At 38.2% G+C, this 23,302-nt stretch carries 20 protein-coding genes; 9 read left to right on the forward strand and 11 right to left on the reverse strand.

The window, feature by feature from the left end:
* Positions 1-51: 51 nt before the first annotated feature.
* Positions 52-687 carry an NTP transferase domain-containing protein gene (locus tag BW951_RS19500; protein ID WP_228427574.1) on the reverse strand — a complete coding sequence of 212 codons (636 nt, stop codon included), beginning with the start codon at positions 685-687 and terminating at the stop codon, positions 52-54.
* A gap of 107 nt (positions 688-794) precedes the next feature.
* Here BW951_RS19500 and BW951_RS19505 point away from each other — a divergent pair, with 107 nt between their 5' ends.
* Positions 795-1,937 carry a cysteine desulfurase family protein gene (locus tag BW951_RS19505; RefSeq protein ID WP_076395874.1) on the forward strand — a complete coding sequence of 381 codons (1,143 nt, stop codon included), beginning with the start codon at positions 795-797 and terminating at the stop codon, positions 1,935-1,937.
* Between the two features lie 155 nt (positions 1,938-2,092).
* Here BW951_RS19505 and moaCB read toward each other — a convergent pair whose 3' ends face one another.
* From moaCB to BW951_RS19555, 10 genes are read right to left on the reverse strand one after another with little or no spacing between them, the layout of a single operon-like run.
* Positions 2,093-3,004 carry a bifunctional molybdenum cofactor biosynthesis protein MoaC/MoaB gene (gene moaCB / locus BW951_RS19510; protein ID WP_076395876.1) on the reverse strand — a complete coding sequence of 304 codons (912 nt, stop codon included), beginning with the start codon at positions 3,002-3,004 and terminating at the stop codon, positions 2,093-2,095.
* 3 nt (positions 3,005-3,007) lie between these two features.
* The gene (locus BW951_RS19515; protein ID WP_076395878.1) at positions 3,008-3,445 is read right to left on the reverse strand and encodes a molybdenum cofactor biosynthesis protein MoaE; all 438 of its coding nucleotides are present in this window, start codon (positions 3,443-3,445) and stop codon (positions 3,008-3,010) included.
* Complete coding sequence (moeB, locus tag BW951_RS19520; protein ID WP_076395880.1) at positions 3,438-4,547, reverse strand: HesA/MoeB/ThiF family protein; 1,110 nt, start codon at positions 4,545-4,547, stop codon at positions 3,438-3,440. Before moeB ends, BW951_RS19515 begins: the two co-directional genes overlap by 8 nt.
* A 3-nt stretch (positions 4,548-4,550) precedes the next feature.
* Positions 4,551-4,781, reverse strand: coding sequence for a MoaD/ThiS family protein (locus tag BW951_RS19525; RefSeq protein WP_076395882.1), 231 nt, complete (start codon positions 4,779-4,781; stop codon positions 4,551-4,553).
* Positions 4,778-5,269: a hypothetical protein gene (locus BW951_RS19530; RefSeq protein ID WP_076395884.1), complete on the reverse strand. Its 492-nt coding sequence runs from the start codon at positions 5,267-5,269 to the stop codon at positions 4,778-4,780. The genes BW951_RS19525 and BW951_RS19530 overlap by 4 nt, the downstream gene beginning before the upstream one ends.
* 10 nt (positions 5,270-5,279) lie before the next feature.
* Positions 5,280-6,014 (reverse strand): sulfite exporter TauE/SafE family protein, encoded by a 735-nt coding sequence (locus tag BW951_RS19535; protein ID WP_029293849.1) that lies wholly within the window; start codon positions 6,012-6,014, stop codon positions 5,280-5,282.
* A 10-nt stretch (positions 6,015-6,024) separates the two neighbouring features.
* Entirely contained in the window at positions 6,025-7,200 is a 1,176-nt protein-coding gene (locus tag BW951_RS19540; RefSeq protein WP_076395886.1) for a molybdopterin molybdotransferase MoeA, read from the reverse strand.
* Positions 7,197-7,793, reverse strand: a complete 597-nt coding sequence (locus BW951_RS19545) for a nucleotidyltransferase family protein (RefSeq protein WP_076395888.1) — start codon at positions 7,791-7,793, stop codon at positions 7,197-7,199. The genes BW951_RS19540 and BW951_RS19545 overlap by 4 nt, the downstream gene beginning before the upstream one ends.
* A complete protein-coding gene (moaA, locus tag BW951_RS19550) occupies positions 7,793-8,773 on the reverse strand; it encodes a GTP 3',8-cyclase MoaA (protein ID WP_076395890.1) in 981 nt (326 codons plus the stop codon). The genes BW951_RS19545 and moaA overlap by 1 nt, the downstream gene beginning before the upstream one ends.
* Before the next feature lie 7 nt (positions 8,774-8,780).
* Positions 8,781-9,899: an XdhC family protein gene (locus BW951_RS19555; protein WP_076395892.1), complete on the reverse strand. Its 1,119-nt coding sequence runs from the start codon at positions 9,897-9,899 to the stop codon at positions 8,781-8,783.
* A 246-nt stretch (positions 9,900-10,145) separates the two neighbouring features.
* On the opposite strand from BW951_RS19555, the gene BW951_RS19560 reads away from it, so the two are divergent.
* From BW951_RS19560 to BW951_RS19595, 8 genes are all read left to right on the forward strand, one after another.
* Positions 10,146-10,739, forward strand: coding sequence for a (2Fe-2S)-binding protein (locus BW951_RS19560; protein WP_050379753.1), 594 nt, complete (start codon positions 10,146-10,148; stop codon positions 10,737-10,739).
* Entirely contained in the window at positions 10,736-11,713 is a 978-nt protein-coding gene (locus tag BW951_RS19565) for an FAD binding domain-containing protein (protein ID WP_076395894.1), read from the forward strand. The genes BW951_RS19560 and BW951_RS19565 overlap by 4 nt, the downstream gene beginning before the upstream one ends.
* Positions 11,714-11,741: 28 nt before the next feature.
* Positions 11,742-13,970 carry a xanthine dehydrogenase family protein molybdopterin-binding subunit gene (locus BW951_RS19570; RefSeq protein WP_076395896.1) on the forward strand — a complete coding sequence of 743 codons (2,229 nt, stop codon included), beginning with the start codon at positions 11,742-11,744 and terminating at the stop codon, positions 13,968-13,970.
* 203 nt (positions 13,971-14,173) lie between these two features.
* Complete coding sequence (locus BW951_RS19575) at positions 14,174-14,656, forward strand: (2Fe-2S)-binding protein (RefSeq protein WP_076395898.1); 483 nt, start codon at positions 14,174-14,176, stop codon at positions 14,654-14,656.
* Positions 14,649-15,668: an FAD binding domain-containing protein gene (locus tag BW951_RS19580; RefSeq protein WP_076395900.1), complete on the forward strand. Its 1,020-nt coding sequence runs from the start codon at positions 14,649-14,651 to the stop codon at positions 15,666-15,668. Before BW951_RS19575 ends, BW951_RS19580 begins: the two co-directional genes overlap by 8 nt.
* A gap of 27 nt (positions 15,669-15,695) precedes the next feature.
* Positions 15,696-17,936 carry a xanthine dehydrogenase family protein molybdopterin-binding subunit gene (locus BW951_RS19585; protein ID WP_076395960.1) on the forward strand — a complete coding sequence of 747 codons (2,241 nt, stop codon included), beginning with the start codon at positions 15,696-15,698 and terminating at the stop codon, positions 17,934-17,936.
* A gap of 416 nt (positions 17,937-18,352) precedes the next feature.
* Positions 18,353-18,946: a hypothetical protein gene (locus BW951_RS19590; RefSeq protein ID WP_076395902.1), complete on the forward strand. Its 594-nt coding sequence runs from the start codon at positions 18,353-18,355 to the stop codon at positions 18,944-18,946.
* Positions 18,947-18,948: 2 nt separating this feature from the next.
* Entirely contained in the window at positions 18,949-23,298 is a 4,350-nt protein-coding gene (locus BW951_RS19595) for a PAZ domain-containing protein (RefSeq protein WP_076395904.1), read from the forward strand.
* The last annotated feature ends 4 nt before the right edge of the window (positions 23,299-23,302 follow it).

Genomic DNA, 23,302 nt, shown 5'->3' on the forward strand with positions numbered 1-23,302 from the left:
ATTCTGAAAACTTATCTTCAGGGAAAATTTTTAATTTATTTCCTAATTCTGTTAAATCTGCTTTCGTAAGATTTCCTTTGCATTGATCAGTTCTTCGGGCGTATTTACATTCATTAAAAAATCCGGATTTTCAGCTTTCAGTATTTTTACATTACTGTTAATCAAAGCCTTTCTTAATGAAGAGTTTCCTGTTGAAATCAACTGAAGAAGCAAAGGATAGCTTTTGGGTTCCCAGATGGCAATTAACGGCTCCGGTAATCCTTCAGAAGGACTTTCATAAGCTGTTGCCATTTTTTCCGGATCTCTGGATTGTATGAGAAAATCTATTGAACTTTGGTCTAAAAGAGGAAGATCACAGGCAATAACCAGCCACGCTTTGTCTTGCTGAAAATGAAACGCCGAAAGCAGCCCGCCGAAAGGTCCCATATTTTGAAAAGTATCGGGAAGCGCTTTATAATCCATGTTAAAATTTTCAAGCTGATCCTGTCTGCAGGAAATAAATACTTCATCACAGAATGGAGCTAAAAGATCTGCCGCATGATACCGCTGTTCTTTGCCGTGCCAGTTGATTTTGTCTTTAGGATTTCCCATCCGCAGACTTTTTCCTCCGGCAAGGACGAGTCCGTTTAATTTTGGAAAATCATTCTTGGAAAGCATACTGCAAATATAATGAATGTTTTTCGGCAAAAAGATTGCTTTAAACCCTACAAATATTCGGCGATACACAAACTTCTGAACTAAATTTAAAATTAACCTGAAAAAGTTCGCTATTTTTATAAATGAATTAGAATGTTATGATGGATAATGATTTTATTTACCTTGATTATAACGCAACAACTCCGGTTGATAAGAGGGTAGTGGATGCGATGCTGCCTTACTTTAATCAGTTATATGCCAATTCAGGAAGTTCTCATCTTTTCGGACTTACTGTAAAAGAAGCCGTTGAAAATGCATCTGAAGAAGTAGCGGAACTCATTGGCGCAGATACTAAGGAAATTATTTTCACATCCGGAGCGACGGAATCTGTAAATCTTGCTTTAAAAGGATTTAAAAAAGATCATGGTAAAAATCACATCATAACAGTTGTCACAGAGCATAAAGCCGTTTTAGATACCTGTGCGCAACTCGAAAAAGATGGATTTCAGGTCGATTATCTCAATGTAGATCATTTGGGAAAAATCAATCTTGCTGAGTTGGAATCATTAATTACCGAAAAAACGTTGATGGTCTGTATCATGTTGGTTAACAATGAAACAGGCATCATTCACCCCATAAAGGAAATCGCAGAAATGGCGCATCGAAAAGGCTGCTGTGTTTTCTGTGATGCAACACAGGCTGTTGGAAAAATACCTGTGAACGTAAAGGAATTGAATATTGATCTGATGGCTTTTTCAGCCCATAAATTTTACGGACCCAAAGGAATAGGCGCGCTTTATATTGCTTCCGCGATTAAAAATAAAATACAGCCACAAATTCAGGGGGGAGTACAACAGAATAACCTCAGAAGCGGTACTTTAAATGTTCCGGGAATTATCGGATTGGGAAAAGCAGCCGAGATCGCACTTATGGAGATGGAACAGGATGCTCAAAAAATTAAAATGCTAAGAGATCATCTTGAAAATAAGCTGCTGAAAATTCCTCAGACAAGCATCAATGGAGATCATTCCACAAGGATTTTCAATACCACCAATATCTGTTTTGAAGGTATTTATTCTGAAGATCTTATTCTTTCCTTAGGAAATATCTGCGTTTCAAGCGGTTCTGCCTGTAATGCCGTTACCACAAAACCTTCTCACGTGCTTCAGGCAATGGGAATGAGTGATCGGGATGCACTGGCTTCAATACGATTCAGCATAGGAAAATATACCACTCTTTCGGAGATTGAAACCGCTGTGGAAAAAATAGAGAAAACAGTTCTTCTCCTGAGAAATAGATAATCAGCATGAGTTTAAAGAACAACGCAAATATCAATAGAAATGGGCTTTAGCCCATTTTAATGAATAAGAAAGAAAATTGGCTTTAGCCAAAACTTATTATCAATTTCGGCTAAAACCAATTTTTATTGTTAATTGTACATAGAAGTGATTGAACATCATGAATGTCCATCTCCCTTTTTTACGGAAAATACATGTAAAACCTGCGGAAACAGTGCCTGAACATATTCTTTTACCGCACCGGAAGATCCCGGAAACGTTAAAATCAGCATATCATCAGAAAATCCGGCGATTCCTCTAGAAAGCATGGATGTTTTCACACGATCCTGTCCGTAGTTTCTTGCGGTTTCCATAATTCCCGGAATTTCTTTGGTAATGAATGGTAAAACCGCTTCCGGCGTTACATCACGATCCGAAAGACCCGTTCCGCCTGTAAAAACAAGAAGATGACAGCCTCTATTTTTAAAGAATTCTATTTTTTCCTGAATGGCAGAAACATCATCAGGAACCACTGAATAATCAACATTACTGATTCCGTGATTGTTAAGAGATTCTATCAAAAGTTTTCCTGAAGTATCATTTTTAATTTCCTGAGAAACAGAGTCACTGCAGACAACTACTGCGGCAGTAAGGTTTTCCGTTTCAATATTTTTCTGACTGCTTTTTCCGCCCTGCTTTTCCAAAAGCCGAATATTGGAAATCTCTACATTTTTATCAATCGGTTTCAGCATATCATAAATAACCAAAGCTGCTACAGAAGCTCCATGCATGGCTTCAACTTCTACGCCGGTCTTATAAATGGTATGAACTTCAACGGTGATGTTAATATCCAAACCACTCATTTCATAATTAATTGCGGCAAATTCCACAGGTAAAGGATGACAGTCCGGAATAACATCGCTCGTTTTTTTAATCGCCAGTAAAGCCGAAGCTCTTGCAAATTCAAGAACGTTGCCTTTTGGAACCGTCCCGTTTTTTACGGCTTTTACCGTTGAAATTGCTGAAGTTTTTATCGTTGCCGCTGCAATTGCTTTTCGCAGCGTAAAGGTTTTAAAAGTAATATCTACCATGGTTTATTGGTTTGTTTTCCATTGATGCGTTTCATCCTCAAAAATTTCTCTGCCCCAGATCGGGAGTTCGTTTTTTATACGTTCCACCACTTCGTTACAGGCTAAAGTTGCTTCTTTGCGGTGTTTTGATGAGGTAAACACAAAAAGGCATATTTCTCCTGCATTCACAATACCTAAGCTGTGATAAATATGCATGCAGGTCAAATTGTATTTTGCAAAAATTTCTTCTCTGATAACTGCCATTTGATTGATGGCTAAATCTTCATAAGCTGTATATTCTATCGCTTTTACCGTTTTACCATCAATTTCATCTGCGCGGATCTGTCCCAGAAAAATCTGATGGGCTCCAATTTCCGTTTTCGTGGAATGTTTGGTAATGCTTTCCGCTATGAATAAAGGTGAAACAGGACTGTTCTGAAATATATTTTTAATCTTACTCATGAGTTTCTTTATTTAAATGATTGATTCCGCCTTCCAGATGACTGATGCTGTATTCCCGTCCTAAAATTTCCTGTAAAATTTTCACTCCGGACAGACTTCTCTTACCGGATTGACAGACAACAATGATATTCCGGCTTTGGATATGGTTCACATTTTCTTTTAGTTGAGATAATGGAATTGAAATATACGGAACATCCAGTTTTGGTTGTTCTTCCGGTTCGCGAACATCAATAACAACCGTTTCTGGGAGTTTTGCGGCTTCTTTAAATTCTGAAGGAGAAATATTTTTAATTCCGGCAAATTCAATTCCGCAGTGAAGCTGATAATTCATGTTCTCAAATTCTTCAATACTGTAAGGAATATTTTTATCCGTTAAATTTAACGAAGGAATTTCAAAAACAGCAGTCTGATAACTTAGAATATCGATTGTCATTAATTTATTGATCAGCGGTTCTCCGATTCCTGTCATTAATTTAATGGCTTCCGTAGCCTGCAAAGTTCCGATAATTCCGGGTAAAACGCCCAAGACTCCCGCTTCATTACAGTCAGGAACTTCTCCTGGATTTGGAGGTTCAGGGAAAAGATTTCGATAATGCGTTGTAAAACCTTCTTTATTTCTGACATTAAAAACAGCAATCTGACCTTCGTACTGATAGATTGCCCCGAAAATAAGAGTTTTTTCTAAAATCCGGCATACATCATCAAGCAAGTAGCGTGTTGCGAAATTGTCGGTACAGTCTATAATGACATCATATTCAGAAACAATATTAACTGCATTTTGGGAAATTATCCGCTCGGAAAAAATCTTAAAATGTACTTCGGGATTCATCGCATTCAGCCTTTCGAAAGCAGCTTCGGTTTTCAGTTTTCCAATGTCATCCGAATTGTAGAGAATCTGCCGGTGCAGATTGCTCAGCGAAACACGGTCATCATCGACAATTCCGATATTCCCGATTCCGGCTGCGGTGAGATATTGGAGAACAGGACAGCCCAAACCTCCGGCTCCAATTACCAGAACTTTCGCTGAAGTAAGTTTATCCTGAGATTCGATGCCGAAACTCTGTAATTTAATCTGTCTGTCGTAGCGTTCTGAATTCAACATAATTTATCCTCCTGAATAAGGTGGCATTAAAGCTACCACATCGTTATTTTGTAAAGCTGTATTCTCTGAAATAATTTTCTGATTCACCGCAATTCTCAATTTTAAATCTTTCAACTGGGGAAATTTTTCATTCAGCTGATTGATCAGCTCATCGGTATTTTCCGCTTCCGCTTCAAAATCCGGACCTAAAATCTCTTTCAGTTTGCCAAAGCTTATTATTTTTACAGTACTCATTCATTTACTTTTTTTAGCTGTATTGTTTTCAACATTTTTACATATCGTCTTCCAGTGGCAAAATCGGTGGGAGACAGGGTAGAAATACCGTCTTTAAGTCTGCTTTCCGTTTCAGGAATGAGCAGAACAGTATCCCCGACAGCAGTATTGAAGATTTCGTTCCACGAAAAAACAACTTTATAGCCGTCTTCTGCAATGCAGGTAATGTAATATTCGCTTAAAACTTTTGGTGATTTTTCTTTAAATGAAATTTTTGAAAGAACATCTTTCAGCAAAACCCCTTTTATATTTTTAAGGGTAGATTTGTATTCTTTTAAATGATTGGTAATCTGTATGCTGTCTATTGTATGTTGTGGATATTTCAAAAGTTCGGCGGATGTTACAATTGTTTTCTGGTTATCCGGAGCGATAATCTCAATGCTTTTTGCAGATTGGGCAAAAGCAACGGAAGCGCAGCAAACTGTAAGAAGTAAAATTAAATTTCTCATTTAATGATCTTTAAATAGTGCTTGATATTAATTTGTAGGAAGCCATCAAAAGTACAACAGCAAGTACATATTTCAGACCGTTTTGGTTCAGTTTTTTTGAAGCTAAATAAGCACCAAGCAATCCTCCTGCAAACGCACAAATGATGTACATCCACATATCGCTGGTAAAGGCGATCTCTTTGGTAAACATTCCTCCTAGACCTGCCACGGAATTAACAAAAATAAAAGCAGCGCTGATTGCGGCGGTCTGTTTCTGGTTGGTCCATTTCAGTAAAATCAACACCGGAGATAACAAAATTCCTCCCCCAATGCCGATCATTCCCGATAATAAACCGATCACTCCTCCGAAAAGTAAGGATAAATAGATTTGGGGATCTTTCAGCTCACTGTCATCCGGACTTTTAAAAAAGAAAAAACGGAAAACAGGAAAAAGCAGTAAAATACCTAAGATTCTTTTGTACAAAGTGTCTTCAATATGAATCATTCCACCCACGAAAGCCAAAGGAATAGACGCTAAAGCAATCGGAATAAAGATCCTGAGTTTAAAATGTCCTCCCCGATAATATTGTATAAAAGAAGTAAGCGAGACGAACAGATTAAGCACCAAAGCGGTCGGTTTCATTTCTTTGGGAGCTATTCCGTACAAAGCCATTAACGCCAGATAACCGCTTGCACCGCCGTGTCCGACTGCTGCATATAAAGCTGCAATGACAAATAAGATCAGATAAAAAAATTCTACATTCATTATTTGATCTTTATTTTAATACAATAATTTCAACCTCTTCATCTTTTTTACAGCCTTCCGAATCTTCAGGTAAAATCATCAGACAATTGGCTTCTGCAAAAGACTGGAGACGATACGATTCCTGCGCATGGAGCGGCGTTACTTTTCCGTTTTCATAGGCTGCTTTCAGGAAATGGGTAAAACCGGTCTTCTTTCCATACGAAGAAGTTGAAGTTGCATTGGTTTTCTCCGTAATCGCCGGACGTTTCATTATTTCTGAAAGTAATGGCGAAATATATAAATAAAAACAGGTTAATGCCGATGACGGATTTCCGGGTAACCCGAAAACAAGTTTTTCTCCCTTCGTTCCGAAATAGAAAGGTTTACCGGGTTTCTGGCGGATTTTATGAAATTTCTGTTCAACACCGCATTGTTTTGTGGCATCAATTACAAAATCGTAATCGCCGACACTTACGCCGCCCACCAAAATCACAATATCTGTTTTAGAAATGGCGTGATCCAGTGTTTTTTCAACTTCAGAAGGATCATCTTTTACCCAAAAGCTTTTAACGGCAGTAATTCCACATTGTTTTAAAACACTTTCCAACTGATAGGAATTGGATTCGTACACCTGACCAAAAGCTAAATTTTCTCCCGGTTGTACGAGTTCGTTGCCCGTAAGAATTAACGAAACGGATGGAGGAGCAAAAACGTTGATTTCCGTACATCCAATTCCGGCGAGATATCCGATGGCGGCAGCCGAAAGATAACTTCCCGAACGTATTGCCACACTGTCTTTTTTCGCATCGCTTCCGGCATTTCGTACGTGCAGCCCTTTTTCGAGGTCGTTATCATGAACCGTGAGATATCCGTTTTCTATTAAAGCTTTTTCCTGCATAACGATGGTATCTGCACCGATGGGAAGGGGAGCTCCCGTAAAAATACGACAGGCATTCCCTTTTTCGAGATGAAACTGTTCTGTAGATCCCGCCTGCATTTCGCCTGAAATTTTCAGCTTTAAATCTTTATCTTCAAAACGGATCGCGTAGCCGTCCATTGAGGATTGTGAAAAATTCGGGATATCATATTTTGAATAAATATCTTCTGCGGTTGTATGTCCGAATGCTTCTTTCAAAGGAAGAATCTGGGTTTTTCTTTCCGGAATATTTTGTTCGATTATTTTTTTTGCTTCTTCTACGCTTATCATGGTTGGGTTTTTAAATGATTATAATCTGATGGAGTATCAATGTCAACAGCGCCTTTTTCAAACTCAAAAGATTCCACATCGTTTATATTCTGATGAATGATCTTTTTGGCGCCCTGTTCACCGGTAAGTTCCATTAACGGTTTAAAATATTTTTTAGAAAATAAAGCAGGAACGCCCAATGTATCGGCATATTTTGTAACAACAATTTCCTTTCCTGAAGTATCCTGCAACTGAAGCATTTTTGAAAATAAATCACTGGTAAGATATGGCTGATCGCATACCGAAATGAAACATCTTTCCATTTCCGGAAACAGACAGGACAGTGTTTTCATTCCTGATTGTATGGAGGAAGCCATTCCAGATTCCCAGTTTTCATTGATAACGATGTGTATATTTTTATTTTTAATGACAGAAGATATTTCATGATGACGGGCTCCGAGAACCAAAACGATTTGATTCGGATCAAATACTTCTAAAGCAGTATCAGTTATTCTTTCTAAAAATGTTTTTCCCTGATACACCAAAAGCTGTTTGGGAGATCCCATTCTCGAAGAATTTCCGGCTGCCAGTAATATAATTCCTGTATTTTTCATTATCCGCCAATATTGATCATACTTCTGTTCTGAATGATTGATGTGTTTATTTTTTCAAATTGTTCATTCAGTTGTCCGCCCTGCGTTTTTGCTTTAGACCAGATCGCAGATTCTATAATCGGTAAAATATCTTCACCATTTCGTAAAGGCGTAAGAAGATCGGTTTCTTTTTTTGAAAACAGACAGTTCTTTAATTTTCCGTCTGCGGTAAGCCTGATTCTGTTGCAGCCGCTGCAAAACGGTTCGCTCATTGTGCTTATAATCGAAAAGCTTCCTTGATGCCCATCAATGCTGTATGGCTTTGCCGTGTCATGAAAACCGACAGGAAGCGGATTAAAATCATATTTTTCCCTGATGATATTTAGAATGTCTTTTTGTGTCATGACCTGATTGCTGCTCCATCTGTTTCCGCTGAAAGGCATAAACTCGATAAACCGAACTTCTACAGGATGATCTTTTGTAAAAGTGATAAAATCTGAAATTTCATCATCATTAATATTTTTCATGGCAACAACATTAATCTTGGTTTTGATGTTATGCTGCAGTAAAAGATCAATATTTCTGAGGACGCGGTCAAAATAATCGCGGCGGGTAATCTTCAGGAATTTTTCCTTCTGTAAAGTATCAAGGCTGATGTTAATGCTCTGAAAATCTGACTGAATAATTTCGGGAAGCATATCATCAATTCGGATTCCGTTGGTGGTACACGTCAATTGTACAGGCAGTTTTCCCAGATTTCTGATGATCTTTGAAGCATCTTTTCTTACGAACGGCTCACCTCCTGTAAGTCTGATTTTAGTAACGCCGTGCTTCACAAATAATCTGGCAATGGTATCAATTTCATGCGCCTGCATCAGTTTAGCATGCGGTGTGAAATCATAATTTTCTTCCGGCATACAGTAAAAGCAGCGCAGGTTGCAATTGTCCGTTAAAGATATCCGAAGATAATTATGGGTTCTTCCGAATTGATCTGTTATCATAATTTCCTTATATACTGAGAATATCAGTATGCATTTTTTCTGGTTTATCCCTTAATGAGGAACCTTTTTTTCCGCTTAAGACCGCTTTGATCTCTGCAATTACGGAAATGGCAATTTCTTCCGAAGTCTCTGCACCAATATCTATTCCAACCGGACCAAAAAGTTTATTTAATTCTTTTTCTCCGACCGTAATTCCTGAATTTTTAAGATCATCCATCATTCTGTTGAACCTGGTTTTAGGACCCAGTAATCCTATATATTGTATCGGTTGATGGATAATGAGCTTCAGCAAAGCGAGATCATAATTATAATTGTGCGTCATCATCACGAAAACCGTTGCTCCGTCAACTTCTATTGTTTTTATGATTTCTTCAGGCGTTGCGAGCAATACTTCATCCGCAATAGGAAATCTCTTTTTCAGGGCGTGTGTTGCTCTTCCGTCTGCAATTATTGTTTTCCATCCTAAAATGGAAGCCGTTTCTACCAAAGGTTTAACATCGTTTCCCGCTCCTGCAATAATCAACGTGGTCTGTGGCGGAACATATTGCAACAGAATTTCATTTGACGAAATCTGAGTGAGTATATTTTGTTTTTTTTCTAAAACTTCTGAAGAAAAGCGATTCAGTTCACTTTCTGAAATACAACCTGAGTCCGATATTATTGTATTTTCCTTTTTTATCAATCCGACAGTTCCGGTCTGTTTATTTCTTTTTTCCAGTGAAAATATGGTGATAATAACAGATTCATCTCTTTTTTTCGTTGTTTTCTCTAAAAGGGAGATGGGATTTTGAGAGGAATTTTCATCAATATATTCAAAAAGAATATGTACGATTCCGTTACATCCTAGCTGAACGCCAAATTCCAGATCATCCGGATTACTGGTATCATACGTAATGAGCTTATTGTTTTTCTGATGAATGGCAAGCAGCGCTTTTCTCAAAGCATCACCCTCTAAACATCCTCCACTGATGGCGCCTGTAAGCTGTCCGTCTTCTGTAACCAACATTCTCGCCCCTGCCTGTCTGTATGAAGAACCTTCTACCTTTACCACCGTTGCCAAAGCAGCCTTTAACCCATTTAAATGCGCCTTTTTATATGCTTTTACAATATCATTGATCTCTTTCATCCGAAAACATTTTTATGGATTACTCATTGTTTTTTCAACTTATGTATGATTTTTGTTGAGATAAAATCATTAAAAAGTTATTATATATTCAAATTTACATAAATATTATCTGTTTTTTTCGCAGCCTCAACCAAAACTGTAATATTGGTATATAAAACTGTAATGTATATCATCAATTTCTTATTTTAATTGATGATATTTGTTAAAACCTATCCGTATACAATTATATTGATTAAAAAATAACTTATGGAATTAAAAGGACAATACAGCAGGAGGAGCTTCCTCAAAGTTTCAGGATTACTGGCTGGTTTTATGGCTATTCCGTCTTCGGTAAAAGCATTTTATCAGGATGTGAAACAGTATCTTGTTCCCAAGAAAAACGTATCCAGACTTACGCTTTCCATCAATAAAAAAAGTCATACCCTTTATGTGGATACGAGAACTACCTTATTGGATCTGTTCAGAGAACAGTTAAATCTTACAGGATCTAAAAAAGGCTGTGACCACGGACAATGTGGCGCCTGTACCATCCACATCAATGGGGAAAGAGCCCTGAGTTGCCTTACTTTGGCGGCAATGGCTCAGGGAAAAGAGATCACAACCATCGAAGGTCTCGCAAACGGAGATGAGCTTCATCCGATGCAGAAGGCATTTATAGAATGTGACGGTTTCCAGTGCGGATATTGCACGCCGGGACAGATTATGTCTGCTGTTGCCTGCGTTAATGAAGGTCATACAGGTTCTGTAGAAGAAATTAAAGAATATATGAGCGGTAATCTTTGCCGTTGCGGAGCGTATAACGGTATTGTTCAGTCCATTCAAAAAGTTGCAGCCCAATGAGACCATTTAATTTTGAACAAGTAAAATCTGCTGCTGAAGCTTCTGCCATGAAATCAGCAGTCAGTCAGTATATTGCAGGCGGAACGAATCTGGTAGATCTGATGAAAAAAAACATTGCCCAGCCGGAGAAGCTGATTGATATTACCACAGCATTATCCGATGCAGTAAATCATCAGAATAACAGTTTGCAGATTGGCGCAATGGCGAGTAACAGTAAAGTAGCAAACAACAAAGAAGTGACGGAAAAATTTCCTCTCATTTCAAAAGCTATTTTAGCTGGAGCTTCACCACAGATAAGAAATATGGCAAGTTCAGCGGGAAATCTGTTGCAGCGAACCAGATGTCCTTATTTTTATGATATTACAACCCCCTGCAACAAAAGAAAACCCAACAGCGGTTGTAGTGCCATTGATGGCGCAAACCGAATGAGTGCCGTTGCAGGATATAATAATCAGTGTGTTGCGGTTCATCCGTCGGATTTTTGTGTGGCTCTGGCTGCATTGGATGCCACTGTTACCGCTCAGACAAAAGATCAGAAAGAAATTAAAATACCTTTTAAAGATTTTCATAAACTGCCGGAAAATACACCTTGGCTAGATAATACTTTACCACAGGATGCAATAATAACCAATATAGAAATTCCGGATAATGCTTTCGGGAAACATTCTGCTTATGTAAAAGTAAGAGACAGGACTTCATATGCTTTTGCATTGGTTTCGGTTGCAGCAGCACTGGATCTGGACGGGAAAAGAATAAAAGATGCCCGCTTAGCTTCCGGTGGTGTGGCGCATAAACCCTGGAGATGGTTAGAAGCAGAAAAATTTCTGAACGGGAAAAAAGCTACGGTAGAAATCTTTGAAGAAGCTGCGAAACTGGCAACCAAAGATCTGAAACCCTTGTCTGAGAACGGTTACAAAATACCGATGCTTCAGGGAGCTATCGTTACAGCATTACAAAATTGTGTAAATCAATAAGATCGGGATATATTAAAAAGTAACAATTATGGGATTACTAGAATTACTGAACATCAGATCCAAAAGACCCGAAGGACGTGTTGAAGGAGTGGAAAAAGTTACCGGAAGCGGTAAATACGCTGCTGAATACGAAGTTAAAAATATGTGCTACGCCGTGTTGGTCAACAGTACAGTTCCTTCCGGAAAAATACAGTCGATTTTAGTTGATAAAGCTAAAGAAGTGGAAGGCGTTATTGATATCATTACCCATCTGCACAAACCTTCGGTTCCGGGTATAGATACTGAAGAAAAAATTAAACAGTCGAGATTCGGTTTACCGATTTTTCATACGGATAAGATATTTTTCAAAGGACAGCCTGTTGCGATGGTGATTGCAGAAACACTGGAAGACGCAACTTTTGCCGCGTCATTGGTAGAAACAGAATATCAGAAAGACAGTTTTGAAGTCGATTTTAATTCTGCGAAAGAAAGAGTTGTTTTAAAAGCAGAAGGAAAAGAAAGAGGAAATTTTGACAGCTGGCAAAATTTACCATTCACAGTAGATCAGCAATACAATATTAAGGCAGATGTACATAATCCGATGGAAATGCACGCCACGATTGCTCATTGGACAGGCAATGATACGTTGAAGCTTTACGATAAAAACCAAGGGGTAAATAATGTTCAGAGAACATTTGCAAGATTATTTTCCATTCCTGAAAAAAATATACAGGTATTCAGTGAATTTGTAGGAGGCGGTTTCGGCTCCGGACTCAGAATCTGGCCACACGTTTTAGCTTCGGTAATGGGAGCTAAACAGGTTGGACGTCCTGTAAAACTGATGCTTACCAGACCGCAGATGTTTGCGGCAACAGGTTACAGACCGGCTTCATGGCAGAGAATAAAATTGGCATCAGATCCGTCGGGAAATCTTTCAGGAATTTTACATCAGGCAAAGAATGAAACTTCAGTCTATGAAAATTTTAACGACGGTATTACCCGCGTGACAAGATTAATTTACAAGTTTCCCAATTTAAAAACGGAAGCGGCAAATGTTCCGTTAAATTTAAGCACACCAACTTGGATGCGCGGTCCGGGAGACTGTACCGGAGTATTCGCTCTGGAATCTGCCATTGATGAACTTTCCTACCAGCTGAAAATGGATCCTGTAACGTTGAGGTTAAAGAATATTTCACTGGAAAAACATCCTGATTCAAATTTGCCGTGGTCTACTCATTTTCTGGATGAATGTATAAACAAAGGTGCTAAAATGATCGGATGGAATGCCAGAAAAGCAACTCCGTCTACCGTTATTGAAGGCGACTGGTACATCGGCTACGGAATGGCTGTCGGAATGTGGAATGCAGGAAGAGCAGAAGCCAAAGCAGCAATTATCATGAGCAAAGACGGAAGTCTCGTTGTACAGACCGCGATGACAGACATCGGGACGGGAACCGGAACCGGAATGCAGAACATTGCCCACGAAATTACCGGAATTTCAAAAAATAAAATCAATATAGAATTGGGAAATTCTGCGCTTCCTCCTGCGCCAAGTCAGGGTGGAAGTACGGGGCTTTCATCGGTAAGTGGTGCGGTGTACGATGCAAGCAATCAGTTGAAACAAAAACTGGCGGAATATGCATCCTTAGTTAATGGAAGCTTTAAAGGAGCTGCTCTGGAAAATATTCTTCTTTCAGATAAAAGCATCAGTTTAAAAAATAATTCAACTGTTTCTGTTTCTTATGAAGAACTGTTCGAAAAGAATAATCTGGCTGAAATTCGTCTTGAAGTAGCTTCAAAACCGGGAAGCGAGCGTGAGAAATTTGCCTTCTGTTCATCAGCGGCACATTTTTGCAAAGTCCGCGTTAATAAGCGAACCGGAAAAGTTAAAATTGAAAAACTGGCAGTCGTGGCAGACGGAGGAAAGATTATCAACAGTCAGGCAGCAGCCAATCAGATGTCGGGAGCCGCAGTTGGCGGGATCGGAATGACGCTGATGGAAGAAAACCAGATCGATGCAAAATTAGGAACGTTAATCGGTAATGATCTTGCAGGATATCATTTTGCCGTTAATGCGGATGCTCCGATTATTGAAGTCGACTTTATTCATAAACCCGATCCGAATATTAACCCTTCCGGCGCGAAAGGTCTCGGAGAAGTAGGAATTATTGGTACAGCACCTGCGATAGCCAATGCAATTTATAATGCCATTGGTATACGAATGAGAGATTTGCCGATTACTCCCGATAAAATTTTAATGGCATTGTCACACAAATAGATTGCTGTTTTCTATTTTAGAATCATATCAATATTCTGTATCTGAACGGTACAGAATATTTTTTCATCCTTTTATGATCTGTTTTCCTTATTTAGATTGAATATATTTAAATCAATTTCAGGCTTTAATATACCACGGAAAGGATATTTTCAATAATAACGGTTCTTTTTTTGTATCACTATCCATAACCAAACTACCGATTTATGGCGAACACTGGAAAACAATCTGTTACATTAAAAATAAATGGAAAGGAACATCATCTGGATGTACTTCCCTGGGTATCACTTCTTGATGCTCTTCGAGAAAATCTGCATTTTACCGGAACAAAAAAAGGCTGTGATCATGGGCAGTGCGGCGCATGTACGGTTCTGATTGACGGCAAAAGAGTTTTGAGCTGCCTCAGTCTCTGCGTTATGAAAAATGATGCTGAAATTACAACCATAGAAGGGATTGCCGACGGTGAAAACCTGCATCCCGTTCAGAAAGCTTTTATTGAACATGATGCTTTCCAGTGCGGATACTGTACTCCAGGACAAATCTGCAGCGCCATAGGATTACTGAATGAAAATAAGGCAAATACGCGGGAAGAAATTCAGGAACTGATGAGCGGAAATCTTTGCCGATGCGGAGCCAACAAAGGAATTATTAACGCTGTAATGGCAGTAAAACAAGGTACTTATGAATAATTTTTCCTATACAAAAGCCAATAGCGTTGATGAAGTGGTGTCATTGACCCATACAAATGAAAATAATAAAATCATTGCCGGAGGTACTAATATCATCGATCTGATGAAATATTTTGTTACCGAGGCAGACACTTTAATCGATATTAATCCCATTGACGGAATAGCTGAGATTACTGAACTTGATAACGGAGGAATTCGTATCGGTGCTTTAATGACGAATGCAGATACAGCGTATCATCCAATTATTGAAGAAAAATATCCGATTCTTTCTAAAGCTATTTTGGCGGGAGCTTCGGCACAGATCAGAAATATGGCGACCAATGGCGGAAATTTATTACAGCGAACCCGATGTTATTATTTTTACGACATTAATACTCCCTGCAATAAAAGAGTTCCGGGTTCCGGATGTTCTGCGATGAAAGGGTACAACCGAATTCACGCAATTTTAGGACACAGCGAAAACTGTATTGCTGTTTTTCCTTCGGATATGTGTGTTGCTCTAGCAGCTTTGGGGGCAGTCGTTCATATATCGGGAACGGATGGAGATCGGACATTGAAATTTTCAGATTTTCACAGACTTCCGGAAGATACTCCGGAGATCGATAATAATCTGAAAAAAGGAGAAATTATCACAGGAATTGAGCTGCCCGAAAAAGGATTTTCAAAAAATTATTCTTACCTGAAATTAAGAGACCGAAGTTCTTATTCGTTTGCATTAGTTTCCGTTGCTACCGGTCTGGAACTGGAAAACGGAATAATTAAAGAAGCAAGAATTGCTTTGGGTGGTGTTTCGCACAAACCGTGGCGTGTAAAAGAAGCTGAAGATTTTTTAACAGATAAGGAAGCAAATCCGGAAAACTTTGCGGCTGCGGCTGACATTATTTTGGAAGGAGCCGTAGGTTTTGAGCATAACAGTTTTAAAATTAATCTCGCTAAAAAAGCAATCGTCAGAAACTGTATGATGGCTCTTGATCCGGCGTCACAAAGACCGGGTGCAAAACCTTCTTTATAAATTATTATGAATGCTAAAGAAAATTTTATGAAAAATACACCGTCTGTCGGACAATCAATAAATCGTCTTGAAGGTCATCTGAAAGTAACAGGTCAAGCAAAATATGCAGCAGAATATGATGCTCCGGACTTATTGTATGGGTACATTGTGAACAGTTCGATTACAAAAGGTAAAATCAAGACCATCGATACATCAGAAATAAAAAAATTAGAAGGAGTTATTGAGGTCTTCACCCATGAAAATAAACCTTCAACTGCCTGGTTTGATTTTCAGTATGCCGATATGGATGCGCCTCCCGGAACTGTTTTTAAACCCCTTAAAGATAATATAATCCGATATAACGGACAACCGATTGCTCTGGTGGTTGCAGAAGCATTTGAAATGGCACGTTATGCGGCAGCAAAAATAAAAGTGGTTTATGAAGAAGACGAAAATTTTGAAACGGATCTGAAGAAAAATCTTGAAAAAGCCAGAGATCCTAAAAAAGGACTGGCTTCGCTGCTGAAACCGCCTCCGCCAAAACCTACCGGTGATTTCAAAAAAGAATATGAAAATTCGTTTGTTAAAACCGACAGCCATTTCAGCCACGGAACCGAGCATCACAATCCTATGGAAATGTATGCTTCCACCGTGATCTACGAAGGAAAAGACAAACTCACTATTTACGATAAAACACAGGGAACGATTAATTCCCAAATGTATGTTGCGAATGTTTTCGGGCTTAAAATGAAAAATGTACAGGTCATCTCACCGTTTGTAGGCGGTGGTTTTGGTTCGGGGCTTCGTCCGCAGCAGCAGCTTTTTATGGCGGTAATGGCTTCGCTGGCTTTAAAACGTAATGTTCGTGTCACTTTGGATCGTGCGCAGATGTACATGATCGGACACAGACCTCCGACGTTGCAGCATACAAAATTTGGAGCCGATAAAGAGGGGAAAGTAAATGCCATTTATCACAAAGCAACCGGTGAAACTTCGCGGTTTGAAGATTATGTGGAAATTGTAGTGAACTGGGGCAATATGCTGTATCCTGCAGAAAATACATTGCTGGAACATGAAATTGTTCCGTTAGACGTTTACAGTCCGCTTGATATGAGAGCACCCGGCGGAAGTACCGGAATGCATGCTATAGAGGTAACAATGGATGAAATCGCTTATCAATTAAATATAGACCCGCTGGAATTAAGGCTTATCAATTATTCAAAAATTGATAAAAGCAGTGATAAAGAATATTCGAGTAAAGAACTTAGAAAATGTTACCTGAAAGGAGCGGAAAAATTCGGATGGAAGGAAAGAAATCCCGAACCCCGAAGTATGAAGCGTGGAAATAAGCTCGTCGGTTACGGAATGGCTACCGGAATTTGGGATGCCAACCGTATTTTGGGACGTGCAGAAGCGATCATGACTGCTGATGTAAAAGTTGAAATAAAAAGTGCAGTGACCGACATCGGAACCGGAACGAAGACGATCATGACGCAGATTGCGGCAGATGAACTGGGACTTTCCATGGAAGATGTTACGTTTTCGTATGCAGACAGTAAGATGCCGTTTGCTCCGATTCAAGGGGGATCTTTTACTACGGCAACAGTGGGACCTGCGGTACAGAATGCTTGTCAGGCTTTAAACAAGAAACTTTTCGAAAGAGCTAAAGATCTGAATGATTCTGTTTTAAAAAATGTAAATTTTAAAGACGTTATATTCAAAAATGGTTTTATCACCGTAAAAGATCAGCCTGAAATACAGGTAGATGTCAAAGAAATTTTCAAAAAAAATGGCGGAGAAGCAATTCGAACCACAAATTCTGCAATGCCCAACCCATTAAAGTATGGAAAAAAAGCCAGAGCTGTTCACAGTGCGGTTTTCGTTGAGGTAGAAGTGGATGAAGAGTTGGGAATTATTGAAGTAAAAAGAGCGGTTACAGCCGTTGCAGCAGGGAAAATTATCAATCCTAAAACAGCAGAAAGTCAGGTTTTGGGAGGCATGATCTGGGGAATCAGCAAAGCTTTGCACGAAGAAACCATACTCGATCATGAGTTGGGAAAATATATGAATGCCAATCTGGGTGAATATCATATTCCTGTCCATGCAGATATACATGATCTGGAAGTGGTATTTGTGGAAGAAAATGATTCATTTGTAAATGATTTGGGCGTAAAAGGGGTAGGCGAAATCGGTGGAGTAGGAATGCCTCCTGCCATTACAAACGCGATTTTCCATGCAACCGGAAAGAGAATTTATGATCTTCCGATTCATTTTGACAGGTTGATATAATTCTTTCAAATACAACAGAGCTCAGAAATTTATAAATTTCATACCATCACGTCGCTTCATAAAGCGACGTGATTTTTATTTACAGTAATTTTTTAGGTAGATTTTAAAACTTTAATTGATAAAAAAACCAGTATTTCTACTGAAATGAATAGGATTATTTTCCTATAATTTTGGTTACTAAACGCGACAAATGACGGAGAGGATGAATGAAAAACTCTGACGATTTATTAATGATTTAAAAATCAGAAATTTATGATAGAGAAAATGATGCCGAGTGCTTTCTTTTATTAAATTTACATAACCCGATTCTTAATCAGGCGTAAAAATAAACAATAATCATGGAGACCAGAAACCATTACAAAACGGGGCGTATTCTGAAAAGCCACACGAGTAGGAATTTTAAAAAAAATTATATCATGAGTCAATTTCAATTGGGAATATCCCTGACTTTTTTAAAAAGAGATTTAGCCTTAGTTGTTCAAAGTACGGATCAGGAGACTGCGAATGGAAAGATTACTGCTAAAGAATATTTGCTTGTCCCTACAAAAGTTTCATCGGATGATTTTGTAACTTTCAAGGATTTAAAAAATGATTTTGATAAAATATTTGGAAGTGATTCTAACGCCGCTACACAACAGGTTACAGATCAGCTAAAACAGAATAGCTCGGATAATGAATTCGACATCAATAAGATTCATTTTTATCTGAAAACTGCTTATTTATATAAAAAGGCATATTATATTAATACAGAAGCAGATTTAAGCAAACCACCTGTAATGGAAGAATGCGATGAAAGAGGAACCAAGCTGAAGGATGACAAAAAAGCAAAATGGGAATATGCACTGTCCATAAGTATAGACAGTAAGGCGTTCTTCTCAGAATTTAATACAATGTCCATCAATTCAGTTAATTTTTCTATCTGGAATACAGACCGCAACGTGGTGAAGAAAATGATGACTTTGGGATCTACGGATGATATCTTTAAACAGTTAGAAGACTCTGTAAAATAATTATGCCCAATATACTTCCTTTCCGGATAAATACTTTGTATCTCAATTCGCCTGAACAGGTAATTGGTCAGGATATCCGTTTTGAAAATATTCCGTGGATGAATACAGAGCGTCATGTCTTTGAAAATCCCAATGTTCCCCTCGAAACAAACTCGATTATTCCAAGGCCTTTTTCATGGGATAATTCCATTTATCTGGATAAGGGAGTTCATCTTCATTTTATTCTTCCTTCATTCTTTAAAAAATTTAATGATAAAGGAAATCTGCCAAAAGCTCCCAATCGTTGGTATATAAAAAGACAGCGTGATGGGGAGGAATGGATTGTGGAAAGCGATTATATATGGAACATTAACGATCCTAAACTGAATAAAAACAATACCTGTACCTACGCGGAAGAAGCAACAGATACTTTTCAGTTTGCATATGTGGGAAGAAAATATAAACTGAACGACTGGATCTATCAGACCAATTCCCAGACGAATTATTTAAAAAATCTCAGTGCTTTGGGATGGGGAAGTTTTTCATTCGATATCCATTATCCCAATTGCAGAAGTGTATTTGGATTTTATGATGAAGACGGAACAGAAAACGAAGTATATCAGATTATCGGATGGGTAGATCATTACGGACAAAGCGCAGCCGATGAATATATCGTTGCAGGTAATTTTCAGTTAAAATCCGGAGAAGCCACAGAAAATGAAGAATCCTTTGATGTTGCTGTTGCGAATACCTTGCCCGAGACACTTTCTGCATTAATCATCAATAGCAACAACCCGGATCTTTCCAGGCAGGATCTTCAGAAACAGGAAGAACAGATTGCTTCAATCATTAATTTTGATGAACTGAAGGAGCTTAATCTGGACTGGATTTCCAGACTGAGGAATAAACAGCACGAGCAACAGTTTAATAAAACATCCGGAACAACAAAATATGTTCTGAATATTGTTATTTCTGATCAGGAAGATGCTGTTCAGGAATATGATGTAGACAGCAGTCTTTTGGATTTTGAGTTCAGCGGAAATGTGGCTTTACAGTATGAAAAGATAAAAGATAAGCTTAAAACCTTTCAGGAGTCTGCAAAATCCGATGAAATTCTTGCGGTTTGGGAAGGCGTTTCTTTACCGGATCTCCTCAAGATTTCTTATACCGAAGCTTTGGAAGATGAGCTGGAAAATCTCAACAAAATACAAAACAGCTATGAGCTGGATACCTTCAGATTACAGGCTAAAATTGAAAGTCTGTATCTGCACTGGTCTACGTATTTAAACGCTTTATTTTTAAGCAAAGATAAAAACATCAATAAACTTAAAGAAGATCTTAAACTGTTAATTTCACAGATCAGCATCTTAAAAGAAAAGCTGAGAAATACAAAAGACAAAGCTCTGAATGCAAAAGATTTATTTTCCGGAAAAATATCAGAACATTACACAAGATACCGCGATTATGCTCTCATTAAATTTCTACTGAAAGCAAAACAGACCGGAGAAACCATAAATGAAAAAGAACTCCGGAACCTCCTGCATCAGCGGTATAAAACAAGAATGATTCTGTCCAAAAAAAACAGAACCGATTATTACGAACCGCTGCCGCCAAGCGTTATTATTTCGTCTCCGAAAAAAAACAGCATTTTCAATCTTTTCAGCAATCCTTCTGCTCCGGAAGAAATACAGTCGGTACCTTTATTCAATCCGGAAAAGAAAGAAAGCCGTCAAAATGTTCTCAATCTGGTCAGTTCTCAGGAAATCAGGATCAATCAATGGCATACCTATAAAGTAGAATGGGAAAGTTTATTTCTGCCTAAAAAAGAAGGCCATTATCTGGCTTCCGATACTAATTTTACAGAAAATTTTTTACAGGATTCCTACATTTTGGATGAGCTTAATGCAGACTTAATAAAAGCCTATCCTTTGCATGATATTGCGTATATGCCGAATCCTAATATTTACTATGGGCATTCCTTTGTAAGCGATGAGGTTAAAGAATATGTAAAAGAAAAATTAGGCAAAAATCTTCTTCGTATTGATGAAAAAGACAACGCGGAATTAATAGAAAAAATAAAAATATTTCTTCAGAAACTGGAAGAAACTTCCTTGTTTGAACTTACCCTTTCAGATTTCAATAATTTAATGCTTCAGAGAAGCAATGGCTTGTCCGTCTTACCCCTCATTCCCAACGGATTTACAGATCATAAAGAGATGGCAAAAAGCATAGAAGATTTATGCAAAGAATATGGAAACAGCCTTGATCTTTTAACACCAAACAGATTATCCATATTCAATCCGTTCAGAAACGGAGCCTTTAAAATGAGCAGACTGAGAATTGTAGATTCTTTCGGAAGAAACAGAATCATCGAGCCGGAAAAAATAATTACAACCCATGTGCAGAAAATCGAAAATAAAGATAACTGGGTTGCACTGCCGCCAAGATATCTTCAGCCTTCTGCCGTAAGCACAAGATTTACAAGAACAGCAACAGAAGGAAAAAAATCTCCTGTACTCGGATGGATGGTTCCGGTGTATCTTAATCAGCGGATAGAGTTTTTCGATGCGCACGGAAAACATTTAGGGGCAATAGACACAGAAGGAGCTTGGGAATCTTCCCCTTTTGATGCCGGTTTAGCTCAGGAAAACACAGACTATACAACAGTTGTTAGAAATCCTCATCTCAGAAGAATTATTCACTGGATTATCGAAAGAATTGGCAAAACCAACAAAAAAGATCAGTTTATAAAAGAACTGCAGAGAACAATGGAGCATATTTCACCCGAAGATTATGCCAATCCGTCTCTGTTGGAAACCATCTCTTCCGTGCCTGTTGCGATTACTTTAGTGAACATCAATTTATTCACCAGAGGAGAAGCGTTGCATGACATCAGTTATTCAGAAAACATCACGATCAATACCTACAACAGCCAGAGAAAATACGATAAAGTGAAAATCCCGATGTCCATTGGAGATTTAAATCAGTATAACGACGGCGTTCTGGCTTACTGGCATTACCATCTGGAAAATAAAGAACATAACGAAAGACTTGGTTTGAAAGCTTTGGAAAGCAAAATTTATTTTAATAATGATGCAGAAAAGAAAATAAGCCGTTTTTACTATTCTCTGAAAGATTTTCTGAAAGAAAACCCAATCGACGGAAGAGAAAAATGGAACGAAATTGAAGGTAAAACCATGTACAGCTCTTCAATAAGCTATAAAAATCAGGACAAAGAAATCTTTCTGGCTCTGAATGATACGCTGAATGCCTGCCAAAGATATCTTCTGATTCATCCTAAAGGAAACCTGAACATCAAAACAGGAATTTTACCCGAAAAGCGCATAAGACTGCCGTACAATGCCATTAAAGATGCTTTGAGAAGAATTGAACTTACGTTATTAACAGCGCCTGTTTTAACGCCCAAAGAAAACCTTCAGCTATCCATTGCTAAAGATAATCGCTATCAGTGGTCGTGGATCGAACTGGAAAAAAAGAATAAAAAAGAACCTTTATCTCCTGCAAATCCGCCCTTAAAAAAACGGATGACCCAAAATTTAGCCATCGATTTTTCTCAGAATTTTGAATCCGAAGCCTACTTACAGACGCTGCTTTCAGACTTAAAAGAAGAACATATTTTAATTAATGAATTGAAGACATTTTTTCCGGAGGAAGATATCTATTTCATCGATAAAAATGAATTTCAGATAAGAAATAAAACGGAAAAATACAGCATAAGAAATGAATTTATTAACGATGTGATAACCGGTAAAATCGGCAGAAGCGAAAACGTTAAATCTATGCAGATCGCTTTAGATTTTAATCAGTTTAAAAATAAAAAATATACAGCACTCAAAGAATTTATCATTCGGGAAAAATATGTGATGAAGCAGGAAAACAATCTGCTGGGCGAAGAAATTTATTATTTAGACACTGAAAAAACAAAAACACTTAAAGAAAAAGACAATTCTGAATTAAATGATCCTGAAAAAGAATTGGCTGAACTTCTATTAATGAAAACCTCCAATAAAATCATCACACTCAGAGAATTGTTGGGCAGAATGTACATTTTTACCACAGAAAACGCTTCAGCAATCATCAGAGAACGCTTTAAGCAAAGCCTCATCAATAAAAAAATCATTCAGGAATATCCCTTTTATCCGGAAGATCAGATCCATTTTGTAAACCGGGAAGAATGGGAAAAGATTAAAATAAAAGAAGATCCCGATGACGATGAAAAATTATTGCTGAAGCTGATTGAGAATACCTCCAAAGCCATTCTGGAGATCGGGGACTTTAATACCAACTCCGGAAACATTCCCGATCTTGTTTTAAAAGAAGGATGGCTGTCTATAAAATCTACTAAATTCTAAACAT

It is taken from the genome of Chryseobacterium gambrini (genome assembly GCF_900156825.1).
Classification (GTDB): Bacteria; Bacteroidota; Bacteroidia; order Flavobacteriales; family Weeksellaceae; genus Chryseobacterium; species Chryseobacterium gambrini.